The sequence below is a fragment of the Kitasatospora papulosa genome (assembly GCF_000717245.1).
GTDB lineage: Bacteria > Actinomycetota > Actinomycetes > Streptomycetales > Streptomycetaceae > Streptomyces > Streptomyces papulosus.
This window is the reverse complement of the sequence record NZ_JNYQ01000002.1, coordinates 337,632-351,596: the sequence shown is the minus strand read 5'-3', so window position 1 is coordinate 351,596 and position 13,965 is coordinate 337,632. Positions and strand designations below refer to the sequence as shown.

The 13,965-nt window shown below is 70.4% G+C and carries 12 protein-coding genes; 6 read left to right on the top strand and 6 right to left on the bottom strand.

The window, feature by feature from the left end:
• The first annotated feature begins 19 nt into the window (after positions 1–19).
• The 4 genes from IA22_RS0107045 to IA22_RS0107030 all read left to right on the top strand — a co-directional run bounded on the left by IA22_RS0107045 (position 20) and on the right by IA22_RS0107030 (position 4,729).
• The gene (locus IA22_RS0107045; RefSeq protein WP_030123041.1) at positions 20–895 is read left to right on the top strand and encodes an NTP transferase domain-containing protein; all 876 of its coding nucleotides are present in this window, start codon (positions 20–22) and stop codon (positions 893–895) included.
• Entirely contained in the window at positions 892–2,571 is a 1,680-nt protein-coding gene (locus IA22_RS0107040; protein ID WP_240798445.1) for a molybdopterin molybdotransferase MoeA, read from the top strand. The genes IA22_RS0107045 and IA22_RS0107040 overlap by 4 nt, the downstream gene beginning before the upstream one ends.
• Positions 2,529–3,671, top strand: coding sequence for a potassium channel family protein (locus IA22_RS0107035; protein ID WP_014155274.1), 1,143 nt, complete (start codon positions 2,529–2,531; stop codon positions 3,669–3,671). Before IA22_RS0107040 ends, IA22_RS0107035 begins: the two co-directional genes overlap by 43 nt.
• A gap of 71 nt (positions 3,672–3,742) precedes the next feature.
• Positions 3,743–4,729, top strand: a complete 987-nt coding sequence (locus IA22_RS0107030; RefSeq protein ID WP_030123038.1) for an NAD(P)H-quinone oxidoreductase — start codon at positions 3,743–3,745, stop codon at positions 4,727–4,729.
• Positions 4,730–4,958: 229 nt separating this feature from the next.
• On the opposite strand, the gene IA22_RS0107025 is transcribed toward IA22_RS0107030, so the two are convergent.
• From IA22_RS0107025 to IA22_RS0107015, 3 genes are all read right to left on the bottom strand, one after another.
• Complete coding sequence (locus IA22_RS0107025) at positions 4,959–5,507, bottom strand: bacterial proteasome activator family protein (RefSeq protein WP_014155276.1); 549 nt, start codon at positions 5,505–5,507, stop codon at positions 4,959–4,961.
• Between the two features lie 151 nt (positions 5,508–5,658).
• The gene (locus tag IA22_RS37505; protein WP_245229546.1) at positions 5,659–6,126 is read right to left on the bottom strand and encodes a hypothetical protein; all 468 of its coding nucleotides are present in this window, start codon (positions 6,124–6,126) and stop codon (positions 5,659–5,661) included.
• A gap of 246 nt (positions 6,127–6,372) precedes the next feature.
• Positions 6,373–7,995, bottom strand: a complete 1,623-nt coding sequence (locus tag IA22_RS0107015; protein WP_014155278.1) for a protein kinase domain-containing protein — start codon at positions 7,993–7,995, stop codon at positions 6,373–6,375.
• Positions 7,996–8,289: 294 nt separating this feature from the next.
• Between IA22_RS0107015 and IA22_RS0107010 the strand changes: the two genes are divergently transcribed.
• On the top strand, positions 8,290–9,897 hold the full coding sequence (locus IA22_RS0107010; protein ID WP_014155279.1) for a protein kinase domain-containing protein: 1,608 nt from the start codon (positions 8,290–8,292) through the stop codon (positions 9,895–9,897).
• Between the two features lie 178 nt (positions 9,898–10,075).
• Here the strand turns inward: IA22_RS0107010 and IA22_RS0107005 are convergent, their stop codons facing one another.
• The 3 genes from IA22_RS0107005 to IA22_RS0106995 all read right to left on the bottom strand — a co-directional run bounded on the left by IA22_RS0107005 (position 10,076) and on the right by IA22_RS0106995 (position 12,457).
• On the bottom strand, positions 10,076–11,074 hold the full coding sequence (locus IA22_RS0107005; RefSeq protein ID WP_030123036.1) for a phosphotransferase: 999 nt from the start codon (positions 11,072–11,074) through the stop codon (positions 10,076–10,078).
• A 58-nt stretch (positions 11,075–11,132) separates the two neighbouring features.
• Entirely contained in the window at positions 11,133–11,678 is a 546-nt protein-coding gene (locus IA22_RS0107000; protein ID WP_209443732.1) for a pyridoxamine 5'-phosphate oxidase family protein, read from the bottom strand.
• Between the two features lie 119 nt (positions 11,679–11,797).
• Entirely contained in the window at positions 11,798–12,457 is a 660-nt protein-coding gene (locus IA22_RS0106995) for a response regulator (protein WP_030123034.1), read from the bottom strand.
• 347 nt (positions 12,458–12,804) lie between these two features.
• On the opposite strand from IA22_RS0106995, the gene pdhA reads away from it, so the two are divergent.
• Positions 12,805–13,965, top strand: a complete 1,161-nt coding sequence (gene pdhA / locus IA22_RS0106990; protein WP_014155283.1) for a pyruvate dehydrogenase (acetyl-transferring) E1 component subunit alpha — start codon at positions 12,805–12,807, stop codon at positions 13,963–13,965.

Sequence of the window (13,965 nt, the reverse complement as noted above, 5' to 3'; positions counted from 1 at the left end):
TGGCCCGCATACTCGGGGGATGACCGCGTATGACGCCATTGTTCTTGCCGGAGGGGCCGCGAAGCGCCTCGGGGGAGCCGACAAGCCAGGGCTTCACGTGGGCGGCCGCTCACTGCTCGACCGGGTGCTGACCGCATGTGCCGATGCCGGGTCCACCGTGGTGGTGGGTGGACGCAGGCCCACCGTGCGTCCGGTCACCTGGACTCGTGAAGTGCCCGAAGGGGGCGGCCCTGTGGCCGCGCTCGACGCCGGCGTACGGCACACGGACGCGGAGAGCGTCCTGGTGCTCTCCGCGGATCTGCCGTTCCTGGAAGAGGCGACCATCCGCTCGTTGCTGGCGGCAACGGAGCCGGGAGCCCGAGAAGGCGCCCTGTGCACCGACCAGGACGGGCGGGACCAGCCGCTGGTCGCGGTCTATCGGGCCGAGCCGCTGCGCCGTGAGCTCGCCCTTCTCGCCACCGAGCACGGCAGCCTCGCCGGACTGCCGCTGCGGATCCTGACCGCCGAACTGGACCTGGTCCGGGTCCAGGCCGGTCCTCTGGCCTCGTTCGACTGCGACACCTGGGAAGACATTGCTGCTGCCAGGGCGCGGATCAGGGAGCATGGGACCGTGCTGGACGAATGGATCACCGCAGTCAAGAACGAACTGGGTATCGAGCTCGACGTCGACACCGGCGTCCTGCTCGATCTCGCGCGAGACGCCGCGCACGGCGTCGCGCGGCCTGCCGCGCCGTTGACCACCTTCCTGGTGGGGTACGCGGCGGCGATGGCGAGCAGCGGCCGGAGCCCGGAGGCGGCTGCTGAGGCGGTTGCCGAAGCCTCCCGTAAGGCCACGGCTCTCGCGCTCCGATGGGCGGCGGAATCGGAGGCGGGTAGCGGGCCCGGCACGTCGTGACCGCGCACGAACGCGAGGCAGCATCGGCTGACGGAGGACGGTCGACCGAGGAGGAACGAGCGGCCGAAGAGGAGCGGGCCGTCGATCAGGCCCTCGCTCTCGTCGGACATCAGCCCCGGGCCGGGCACCGCCCTCCGGAAGGGCCCGGCGCGACACGCTCCAAGCCGCCCCCGTCGTCACCGGTATCACCCCCGTCAGCGGTATCACCCCCGTCTCCGTCTTCTGCGGCTTCGGCGTCGGCCGGACCGGAATCGCGGCCGGACTCGGGCCTGACCCCGTCCTCCCCGGCGCGTAGCGCACAGACCCCCGGCGCAGCCATGCCGAGCGCACCGGCGCCGAGCTCACCGGCGCCGGTGGTCTCGCCTCTGGCGGCACCTGCACCGGCAGCGGATTCGGCTTCTTCCCGTTCTCACGGGGGCTCCTCGGCCGATCGTCCCGCGTCCTCCCCGCACGCCCACCGGACCGGGTCCACGGCCTGGCACGCAGCGCGTGCTCTGGCTGAGAGCCTTGGCCGGGCCGCTCCCCTGGCCGCCCACCGGCTCCCTCTGGACCGGGCTCTCGGGCATGTCCTGGCCGAGGCAGTCGTCGCACTCACCGACCTGCCGTCGTTCGACACGTCGGCCATGGACGGCTGGGCCGTCGCGGGGCCGGGCCCCTGGACCGTGAAGGAGGGGGAGGGCCTGCTGGCCGGGCGCGGTTCCACGGAACCGCTTCCTGACGGGCAGGCTTCGAGGATCGCCACGGGCGCACGCCTTCCGGCTGATGCCACGGCGGTGATCCGTAGCGAACACGCTCATTGCGATGAGGCCAAAAGGCTTCTGTACGCCGGCCGTGAAGTCGTTCAGGGCCAGGACATCCGGCCCAGGGGCCAGGAGTGCCGTTCCGGCGACGAGCTTCTGCCCGCGGGAACCGTGGTGACTCCACCCGTGCTAGGGCTGGCGGCCGCCGCTGGGTACGACGCGCTCGTCGCTGTACCCCGGCCCCGCGTCGACGTCTTCGTGCTCGGCGACGAACTCCTCACGTCCGGGCTTCCATACGACGGGCTGATCCGGGACGCGCTCGGCCCCATGCTCGCCCCCTGGCTTCGTGCTCTGGGGGCCGAGGTGGCCGAGCCTCGACGGCTCGGGGACGAGGCCGGGGCGCTCCGCCAGGCGCTCGTCTCCTCCGATGCCGACCTGATTCTCACCACGGGCGGGACAGCCGCCGGCCCGGTGGACCATGTACACCCCGTGCTGGCAGAGATCGGTGCCGATCTTCTCGTCGACGGTGTGGCTGTACGCCCCGGCCATCCCATGCTTCTGGCACGCCTCGCCGAGGGCGGTCCCTGCCTGGTGGGACTGCCGGGTAATCCGCTGGCCGCCGTGTCGGGACTGCTGACGCTTGCCGAGCCGCTGCTCAGAGGAATCGCCGGCCGGCCGGCCCAGGACCGGTACCGTGCACCGGTGCCTCAAGAGGTGCACGGGCACCCGCACGACACCCGGCTGATCCCCGTGGTCCACCGCGAGGACAGTGTCGTGCCCCTGCACTACAACGGCCCCGCCATGCTCCGGGGGATCGCTGCCGCGGACGGGCTGGCCGTGGTGCCTCCCGGCGGGGTACGGTCCGGCACCGAGGTGGAGATCCTCGATCTACCATGGGCCTCGGCGTCGCCGTGGACGGAAGGGTGTTTCACGTGAAACTTCCCGGCCACGATGCGATGGCCAGGCGCGCAGACGAACACGTCGTTCCCACTCGTGTGCTGCTGCCCCGGCGGGTGGTCGACAGGCCGCTGCGCCAGGTGGCCAAGCGTCTGGCGATGGCTCTGACGGTGCTAGCTACCACGGTTTTCATCGTCTGGGCGGACCGGGGCGGGTACCACGACAACGCCGACAACAAGGTCGATTTCCTCGACGCCGTCTACTACGCGACGGTGACACTGTCGACGACCGGCTATGGCGACATCGTCCCGTACAGTGACCCGGCTCGCCTGGTCAACGTGGTGCTGGTGACGCCGCTGCGCGTGCTCTTCCTGATCATCCTGGTCGGCACCACCCTCGAGGTCCTGACGGAGCGGACCCGGGAGGACTTCCGGCTGAACCGTTGGAGAAGCAACTTGCGTGAACACACCGTGGTCGTCGGCTTCGGCACGAAGGGCCGCTCGGCGATCCAGACGCTCTGTGCGACCGGGTTGAAGAAGGACCAGATCGTCATCGTCGACCCCGCCGGCAAGGTGATCGAAGCGGCCAACGCAGAAGGCTTCGTCGGTGTGCTGGGCGACGCGACCCGCAGCGATGTCTTGTTGCGTGCGGAGGTCCAGAAGGCCCGTCAGATCATCATCGCCACCCAGCGCGACGACACCGCCGTCCTCGTTGCCTTGACCGCGCGTCAGCTCAACCGCGGCGCGAAGATCGTTGCCGCGGTCCGTGAGGAGGAGAACGCTCCACTGCTGCGGCAGTCCGGCGCCGATGCCGTGATCACCAGCGCGAGTGCGGCGGGGCGTCTGCTCGGGCTCTCCGTGCTCAGCCCCAGTGCGGGCACGGTGATGGAGGATCTCATCCAGCAGGGCAGCGGGCTCGATCTCGTCGAACGGCCGGTGATAAAGGCCGAAGTGGGCAAGAGCGTCCGGGAGACCGACGACCTGGTGGTGAGTGTGCTGCGCGGCCACAGGCTGCTGGGCTACGACGATCCGGCGGCCAGCCCTCTGCAACTGACGGACCGGGTGATCACCATCGTGCGCGCGTCACCGCTGCACACCTCGCCGACGCACCACCCTCAGCAGCCGGGCCCGCGACCGTAACAGGACTGCCCGGCCCCGCTCGCAGGCAGGTCTGCCCCGTTCGGGGCCCTGTACGGAGTAGCCTCGCGGCCATGTATGCGATCACGATCCCCGAACCCGGTGGCCCCGAAGCGCTCGTATGGGCCGAGGTCCCCGATCCCGTACCAGGCGAGGGTGAGGTCCTCGTCGAGGTCGTGTCCAGTGCGGTCAACCGAGCCGATGTGCTGCAGCGGCAGGGTTTCTACAACCCTCCGCCCGGCGCCTCTCCCTATCCCGGTCTCGAATGCGCGGGCCGCATCGCGGAGGTGGGCCCCGGGGTGACGGGCTGGGCTGTGGGCGACGAGGTGTGCGGACTGCTCGCGGGCGGTGGATACGCGGAGAAGGTGGCCGTGCCCGCCGGCCAGTTGCTGCCGGTGCCCGACGGTGTGGACCTCGTCCAGGCAGCGGCACTTCCTGAAGTCGCGGCTACGGTCTGGTCCAACGTCTTCATGGTGGCTCACCTCCGCCCCGGCGAGACCCTTCTGGTGCATGGAGGGTCCAGCGGGATCGGCACGATGGCGATCCAGCTCGCGAAGGCCGTCGGAGCGCGCGTCGCGGTGACGGCGGGCGGCCCCGAGAAGCTGGCGCGCTGTCAGGAACTCGGCGCCGACATCCTCATCGACTACCGCGAACAGGATTTCGTCGAGGAGCTGCGCCAGGCCACGGACGGTGCCGGGGCCGACGTGATCCTCGACATCGTCGGGGCGAAGTATCTCGACCGGAACGTGCGGGCACTGGCCGTGAACGGCCGGCTCGCCATCATCGGCCTTCAGGGCGGTGCCAAGGGTGAGCTGAACCTGAGTGCCCTTCTGAGCAAGCGGGCCGCTGTCACGGCGACGTCGCTCCGCGCGCGGCCGCTCTCGGAGAAGGCCGCCATCATCGCCGCGGTGCGCGAGCATGTGTGGCCCCTGCTTACCGACGGAGTCGTCAAGCCGATCGTGGACCGCACGATGCCGATGTCGGAGGCTGCCGAAGCCCACCGGCTGATGGAGTCCAGCAGCCACATCGGCAAGATCCTCCTCGCCTCGCCGAAGGCCTGAGGACGAGGTCCTCAGGGTCAAGGATCGAAGGCGAGAGCCCGAGGACCGAAGCCCGAGGACCGAAGCCCGAGGACCGAGATCCGACCGGAGGCAGACCAAGCAGACGCCGACCAGGCAGATGTTGGCCGGTCGGAGGCAGACCAGGCACAGGTAGCCAGGCACAAACGGCGGGGCCCGGCACACTTCACGTGTGCCGGGCCCGGTCGCGTAGGGCGGTCGGTGCCGCGGGTTACAGGTAAGGGCCGGAACGCGCGGGACCGTGAGGGTCGACGACGCCTTCCTCGTCCTCATGGCCGACGCCGGGAGGGAGCGCGCGGCGCATCTGCTCCAGCTGCGCACGGGCGGCCATCTGCTGGGCGAAGAGTGCCGTCTGAATACCGTGGAAGAGGCCTTCGAGCCAGCCGACCAGCTGGGCCTGTGCGATGCGCAGCTCGGCCTCGGAAGGAACGGACTCCTCGGTGAACGGCAGCGAGAGCCGCTCCAGCTCCTCCACGAGCTCCGGAGCCAGACCGTCCTCGAGCTCCTTCACCGAGCTCGCGTGGATCTCCTTCAGCCTGACCCGGCTCGCCTCGTCGAGAGGAGCCGCCCTGACCTCCTCCAGAAGCTGCTTGATCATGCTGCCGATGCGCATGACCTTCGCGGGCTGTTCGACCATCTCCGTCACCGGGACCTCGCGCGACTCGTCGTCACTGCCACCGCCGCCGATAGCCATTCCGTCCTGCCCCACTACGAGGACCTGGGGGTGCTCCTGCGACCGTTCATTCCTCGGCATCTCCATGACGCCATTCTCTCGCACATGGCCTTCACCACATGGTGGTGCCCCCGGAAAAGGATGATCACCCTCCTTCGGGAGCACCGCCACCGTGCCGAGCGCGTTCAACGGGCCGGACGGGGGCGAGGGCGGGGGCGGGGCGGCGAGGGAGACTGGGTCAGTCCGCGCGGCGCATACGGAGACCCAGGAAGGCGAGTCCGAGCCCCACCAGGGCGATTCCGCTGCCCAGTGACACGTCCCGCACCTGACGTGTGGTGGACCCGTCCTGTGCCTGCCGCTGCCGTGCCGTCCGACCGGGTTCCGGGAACGCCTCGGGCGGCGGTGTGAACGCGGGCACCTCGACGGGGTCCGGATCCGGCGGCATCTCGTCCGCGGCGGCGTCGGAGTTCGCCTCCTCCAGGGGGGAGAGCGACCTCCCCGGTCGCGCCCGCCCCTCACCGGCCGAGCGTCCGGCCAGGGGCGGCTCCGTCGCCGAGGAGCTCGCGACGGGAGAACGGGGAGCGCCGGTGGCGGGGGAGCCCGAGCGGGCGGCCGGCGCCAGGAGTGCCGCGGGTGTGGACGAGGAGGACCCGCCTCCTTCGCCGGCCCAGGCGGTGGGTCCGAGTGCCACCCCGATCGCCGTCACCAGACAGACGACGCACCGTGACGACCGTGAAACCGGGAGTCCTGGAGGCATGAGATCAGCGTCACACGCCCCGATATGTCCGGCATCCCGAAGGTGCCCCGAAGCCACTCCCTCAACAGCCCCGAAGCCACTCCCTCACCAGCTTCGGGATCGGCCGCCCCTACGGATGAGAGTCGCGGAACCGAGGAGGGAGAGGGGCCCGGTGGGATACGGAGGGCCCGCGGGATACGGAGGAGGGGACAGCGATCAGGCCGGGTCGCCCGTGGAGACCTGCAGCTCGATGTCGGCACCCCGTTCGGGGACCGCGGTGCCCGGCGAGGGGAACTGGCCGATCACCTGGTCCTCGGCGTAGGTGTTGCCCTCCACCTCGGTCACCTTGATCGTCCAGCCGGCGGCGTCGGCGCAGTCCTTGGCCGACCGGATGTCCTTGTAGACGAAATTCGGAGCCTGGACCTTCGCCGGGTCGTCGGTGTCCTCAGGGGCGTCCGTGCACTTGGTGGTCTCCATCGTCCGGTTGCGCTCCGGAGCCTTGTGTTCGCCCGCCACGCTGGACTCGCTCGTGCTGGGGTCGTCGCTCTTGCCGTTCTGTGAGTCGTCGCCCATGTTCAGGAAGGCGATCAGTCCGCCGATCGCGACGAGGGCGACCACGATCGATCCCACGACGACCGGCATGTTGCTCCTGGACCCGCCGCCTCCCCCCGAGCCCGTCGCCGGCTGCGAGGACATCGTGTACGGAGCGGAGGTCTGCTGCCCCATGTGCGCCGGAGTCCCGTACGGCTGGGCCGCCTGCGGGTAGCCGTAGCCCGGCGCGGGAGCCGGGGTGGGCGGGCCGTAGGGGCCCGGCTGGTGGTGCTGCGGCTGGTACGGCGTCTGCACGCTGTGCGGAGCCGGTGTGGCCTGGTCGACGGGCGGGAAGACCGCCGAGCCGACGCCCGATCCGCTGTTCGCCGGAGCGCCCCCGCCGACGATCACCGGAGCGCCCGTGGGCGCGCCGGCGCTCAGCACACGTGCGATCTCGTCCTGCATCGCCGCGGCGCTCGGGAAGCGCTCGTTCGGGTTCTTCTTCAGCGCGCGGGCGACGAGGGCGTCCACCGCGGGCGTGACCGCCCGGTTGACGCTCGACGGGGCGACCGGCTCCTCCTGCACATGCGCGTACGCGATGGCGAGCGGCGAGTCCGCGTCGAACGGGATGCGTCCCGTGAGCAGCTGGAACAGCATGATGCCGACCGAGTACAGGTCGGATCGCGCGTCGACGCCGCGGCCGAGTGCCTGCTCGGGGGAGAGGTACTGAGGGGTACCGACGACCATCCCGGTCTGGGTCATCGAGGTGACGCCCGACTGCATGGCCCGGGCGATGCCGAAGTCCATCACCTTGACGACGCCGCGCTTGGTCATCATGACGTTGCCGGGCTTGATGTCGCGGTGGACCAGACCCATCTCGTGGCTGGTCTCCAGGGCGGCGAGCACGTCCGCCGTCACCTTGAGGGCCTTGTCGGCCGGCATCGCGCCGTACTGCTGGATGTCTGCCTGGAGCACGGAGCCGAGCGGCTGTCCCTCGACGTACTCCATGACGATGTACGGCATCAGCGCGCCGCCGAGCTCGTCCTCGCCCGTGTCGAAGACCGAGACGATGTTGGTGTGCTGCAGTTTGGCGACGGCCTGCGCCTCGCGCCGGAACCGCTCGCGGAAGGACTGCTCGCGTCCCAGCTCGGTGTGCAGTGTCTTGATCGCGACCTGTCGGTCCAGGGCGGTGTCGTACGCGAGGTAGACGGAGGCCATGCCGCCCTCGCCGAGCAGGTCGCGCAGCTGGTACCGGCCGCCGGCCACGGAACCGCCCGCGTACCGCCCCTGTGCGCCGTCGTGGCTCATGGCTTGAATCCCCCTCGGCGCCCGGCGGACGCGATCATCCTTGTTACGCGCCAAGTCTGCCCGAGGGGTACGACACGTCAAGCCAGGTGCCCGTTCCGTGACCCTACGCACAAGAAGCGTCTCGGAAGCGTTACAGGAAGCGCATGGAATTTGCGCGGACGGCGCGCGAGCCGATTGGATGGCCCGTCACTCCGGAATCCGATGCGTCGGGCTGAGCCTGTAGCGTGACGTCGCAATGCAGCAAAGCACCGTGAGAACCCGCGGACGCGCGGACAGATACGACGGCGAGGACTGATGGCACCCGAATCCGAAGCAAACGGCGGCGGAGTTTCGGATGGCACCGACTCCTGGGGTGTCGGCGGTGTGGTCGGAGACGGCCGTTACCGCATGACCCACCGGCTCGGCCGCGGCGGAATGGCCGAGGTCTACGCCGCGGAGGACGTCCGTCTGGGACGCACGGTGGCGGTGAAACTGCTGCGATCCGATCTTGCCGAGGACCCGGTCTCCAAGGCCCGCTTCACGCGTGAGGCGCAGTCGGTCGCAGGCCTGAACCACCACGCGATCGTCGCCGTGTACGACTCCGGCGAGGACGTCGTGGGCGGTTCGACCGTCCCCTACATCGTGATGGAGCTCGTCGAGGGCAACACCATCCGGGACCTGCTCCTGGAGGCCGAGGCGCCGCCGCCCGAGCAGGCGCTGATCATCGTCTCGGGCGTCCTGGAAGCCCTGGCGTACTCGCACCAGCACGGCATCGTGCACCGTGACATCAAGCCGGCGAACGTGATCATCACGCACTCCGGCGCCGTCAAGGTCATGGACTTCGGCATCGCCCGCGCACTGCACGGCGCCCAGTCCACGATGACCCAGACGGGCATGGTCATGGGCACGCCGCAGTACCTCTCGCCCGAGCAGGCGCTCGGCAAGGCGGTCGACCACCGTTCCGACCTGTACGCCACCGGCTGTCTGCTCTACGAACTGCTGGCGCTGAGACCCCCGTTCACGGGCGAGACCCCGCTCTCCGTCGTGTACCAGCACGTCCAGGACATCCCCGTCCCGCCCTCCCAGGTCGCCGGTGAGGTCCCGCCGGAGCTGGACGGGCTCGTCATGCGCTCCCTCGCGAAGGAGCCGGACGACCGGTTCCAGAGTGCCGAGGAGATGCGCGGCCTGGTCCAGTACAGCCTGCAGATGCTGCAGGTGCAGGGCGGGCACACGGGTACGTGGAACACCGGCCCGGTCAACGCCCACGACGGCGGTCACACGACCGCGATGAACGTCGGCGGTGGCACCGCGGCCATGGGGTACCCCATGCACGGGGACACCTCCCAGGGCCCGATCCTGCCCCCCATGAACCCCGACGACGGGGCCTACACGGGCGGCCACCACAGCAACGGCGGCGGACGCGGCAAGATGCTGCTGTTCGTCATCCTCGCGCTGATCGCGATCGGTGCGGGCGTCGCGTTCGCCCTCCAGGCGGCGAACGGCGACGAGGGCGACAAGAAGACCCCGACGTCGCCCACCACGTCGGTCTCCCCCTCGCCGACCCCGTCCTCGCCGGAGCCGACGGACGAGGAGACCGAGGAGACCGAGGAACCGGACAACTCCACGGGCGGCCAGACCTGGCAGCCCAGCAATCCGACGTGGAGGACCCCGACGGAGGAGCCGACCAAGCCGACGGACAAGCCCTCGGAGACCACCTCGTCGCCCGACCCGGGCACGACCGACGGCGGGACGACCACCGACGGCGGGACGACCACCGACGGCGGGACCACCGACGGTGGTGCGGACGACGGCGGCACCGGCGACGACACGGGCGGTACGACGACGGAGGGGACCACGGCCGGTACCTCGGCCGGAGCCGCGGCCGGCACCGCCGCCGGAGCGGCCGGCACCACCGCCGGGTGAGGACGGGCGCCACCACGGAGTGACGGGGCCTTCACGCCGTGAAGGCCCCGCAGCCAGTGCCGCAGGTGGCCCCGCAGGGCACGCTCCGGAGGCTTCGGGGGCCCGCGTCCCACGCGGACGGGGCTTCGGGGGCCACCCCGTGTCCCCCGCGGTCAAGGCTTCCGGGACCGCCCCCGGCTCACCCCGTGAAGGCGTCGGCGACCGCCTCGTACTCCCGCGTCCACCACACCGCCAGGGCCGACACCGCAGGGAACTGCGGGTCGGCCCTGCGGTCGTGCAGGCTGTAGCGCCAGCGCAGTATCCAGAAGTCGTTGAGGCGTTCCCACCACACCCGGTGCACCGCGGCCGCCAGCTCGGCGGCCCCGGCGCCCGCCGACCGCCGGTAGGCGCGCGCGTACGCCTTCACCTTCTCCAGCGCCAGCTTGCCGTCCGGCCGTACGAAGAAGATCGCCGCAGCCCTGACGGCCTCCTCCGCGCGCGGTTGGACGTCGAGACGGTCCCAGTCGACGATCGCGACGGGGTCGGCTCCCTTGTAGAGCAGGTTCAGCGGGTGGAAGTCCCCGTGCACCCATCCCCGCGCGGAGCCCTCGGGTGTGGGCGGGCGACGGTGGGCGTGCTGCTCCAGCAGGGCACGGCGCTCCACGAGACGGTGCACGGCCAGTTCGTCGAACGCGTCCCGGGGACCGAGGCGCCGTGCGGCCGTCAGCAGCTCGTCGATCAGCGTGAACGTGTCGGCGGGGTCGGAGCTCTGGCCCCGCGCCGGGGGAGGCGGGTCCGCCTCCATGACCTGCTCCAACCCCATGTGCACGGCTCCGAGGAGTGCCCCGAGCCGACGCGACTGGGCGGTCGTCAGCTGGGCGCCGTCCCGGTGGAGGCCGTCCACCCACCGGTGCAGGGCGTAGTGCTCCCCGTCAATGACCGTGACCGTGTCACCCTCTGTGTCCGTGAGCGGCGGCACCACCGGGACACCGAGGGAGTGCAACTGCTGGGTCGCGCGGTGCTGCCGGACGATCGTGGCGTGATCACCGCTGGCGTCGTCGAGGTGGTGCTTGTCGAGGTGGTGCTTGAGGAAGTACGAGCCGCGGGTGGTCGACACGCGGTAACCATGGTTGAGCAGGCCCTTGTTGAGAGGTTCGCAGGCAAGGGGTTCACCCGCGTCCGGATAGCGGCGCAGCACCTCGCCGACCGGAGGGACAGGCGGAAGGGTCACAGATGAGCGCAGCACCCGACACATGTTAGGTGACGCTACGTGTCCGGCCTGACGGACTTGCGTCGAAGGCCAGAGTGTGCATGTGCGCAAGGCGAGGGTCGAGCCGGAGGTACACCGGATCGAAGTGTTCGCCGTTCACCTCGGCCGGGCCGGTCCCGAAGCGCTCACGCTGGCCGGGGCCCGGATCCATGATCTCGACGGGTCCGGTGAACTGCACGGACCAGAGGTCCTCCGTGCCACCGGGGGCCGGGGTGTTGAAGTTGTCCGCCCCGTAGGCGACGACGCTTCCGTCGCAGGACTCGTGGAATCCGAGCCCCCTGTGCATCCGCAGGACCACGCGGTCCTCGATCACCAGATGCCGGGCGACGGCGAGGAAGGGCAGGGCCCGCATGCTGATCGCCAGCCGGCCGTAGCGGACGCTGCCGAGCAGTTCGATGGCGCGGAGCCGGTCCGCGCCGGAGGAGCCGGCGGAGGCCGCGGTGCCGGAGGCGTCACGGGCACCGGGGGTGCCGGGGGTGCCGGTTCCGTGATCCTTCGCGGTTCCGGTGTCGGAGGGGCGGGAGAAAAGCATGGCTCCCACTGTTCCCGCACGGGTAGGGGCCGTGTAAGGGTCCGCCGCCCCCGACGGCGCGGGACCAAAGTCCCGCCTCCCGTCGGCGGGGCCGGGCCCTGCCTGCCGCCCTTCGGCGCTCAGCGCCTCTCGGCCTGCAGTCTCGCCACGTACGCCGCGGCCTGCGAGCGACGCTCCATGCCCAGCTTGGAGAGCAGGCTGGAGACGTAGTTCTTGATGGTCTTCTCGGCGAGGTGCAGCCGCTCGCCGATCACCCGGTTCGTCAGCCCCTCGCCGATCAGGTCGAGGATCTTGCGCTCCTGGTCGGTCAGCCCCGCCAGCCGGTCGTCGCCCTTGCCCTCCTTCCCCTCGCGCAGCCGCTCCAGCACGCGGGCGGTGGCCGCCGGGTCCAGCAGCGACTTGCCGGCGGCGACGTCGCGTACGGCGCTCAGCAGCTCGTTACCGCGAATGGCCTTCAGTACGTATCCCGAGGCACCGGCCATGATCGCGTCGAACAGGGCCTCGTCGTCGGCGTACGAGGTGAGCATCAGGCACTTGATGTCCTCGTCCCGCGAGCGGACCTCGCGGCAGACCTCCACCCCGCTGCCGTCCGGCAGGCGTACGTCCAGGACGGCGACGTCCGGGCGGGTGGCGGGAATCCGTGCGAGGGCGTCCGCGGCCGTGCCGGCCTCGCCGACGACCTCGATGTCGGCCTCGGCTGCCAGCAGCTCGTGGACTCCGCGCCGGACGACTTCGTGATCATCGAGCAGGAATACAGTGATTTTTCCTTCTTCGCGCACATTCGCAGTCTCACACACTCCCCTGTCCTATGCCCTTCCCTGCGCCTGCCGGCCGGGATAACGTGCCGTTGTTCCGGCCGCCTGCCAGGCTGTTACCGATGCTGTGACCAGCGGGAGTTCGCGATTTTCGCGATTTACTTGGAAATCCAAGCAAAATCGCAGGTCACAAGGTGTTTCGCAGTTATGCGATGCACTGGGTAACGTGCTTATGACAGGACGCTCGCCGGGGCACCTGTCACGCCTGTTCCCGGCCGAGCGGCACCCACCCCGTGCACGGGTCCGGACACAGGCGAGCCGCACTGGCTTCCCGGCCATCCCGGGGGCCGGACCGACGGAGGAGCACGCACGTGACCGTGGAGAGCACTGCCGCGCGCAAACCGCGACGCAGCAGTAAGCGGACCAGCGCCGCGAAGACGCCCGCGAAGACGCAGGAGGGCTCCGGCCCCCAGCTGGTACAGCTGCTGACGCCCGAGGGCGAGCGCGTCGAGCACCCGGACTTCGAGATCGACCTCAGCGCGGAGGAGCTCCGCGGGCTCTACCGGGACATGGTCCTGACCCGCCGGTTCGACGCCGAGGCCACCGCGCTGCAGCGCCAGGGCGAGCTGGGCCTGTGGGCCTCGCTGCTGGGCCAGGAGGCCGCGCAGATCGGCTCCGGCCGCGCACTGCGCGACGACGACTACGTCTTCCCGACCTACCGGGAGCACGGTGTCGCCTGGTGCCGGGGCGTCGACCCGACCAATCTGCTCGGCATGTTCCGCGGCGTGAACCACGGCGGCTGGGACCCGAACACCAACAACTTCCACCTCTACACGATCGTCATCGGCTCGCAGACCCTGCACGCCACCGGCTACGCCATGGGCGTCGCCAAGGACGGTGCGGACTCGGCCGTGATCGCGTACTTCGGTGACGGTGCCTCCAGCCAGGGCGACGTCGCCGAGGCGTTCACCTTCTCCGCCGTCTACAACGCCCCCGTCGTGTTCTTCTGCCAGAACAACCAGTGGGCGATCTCCGAGCCGACCGAGAAGCAGACGCGGGTGCCGCTCTACCAGCGCGCGCAGGGCTTCGGATTCCCCGGCGTCCGGGTCGACGGCAACGACGTCCTCGCGTGCCTGGCCGTGACCAGGTCGGCGCTGGAGCGTGCCCGGCGGGGCGAGGGACCCACCCTCGTCGAGGCGTTCACCTACCGCATGGGCGCCCACACCACCTCCGACGACCCGACCAAGTACCGGGCGGACGAGGAGCGGGCGGCCTGGGAGGCGAAGGACCCGATCCTGCGGCTGCGTACGTACCTGGAGAAGCAGGAGCTCGCCGACGCGGCGTTCTTCACCGCGCTGGAGGAGGAGAGCGAGACCCTCGGCAAGCGGGTGCGCGAAGCGGTGCGGGCGATGCCCGACCCGGACCGGCTGGCGATCTTCGACCACGCCTACGCCGACGGGAATCCGCTCGTCGACGAGGAGCGCGCCCAGTTCGCCGCCTACCAGGCATCGTTCGCCGAGGAGGGCAACTAG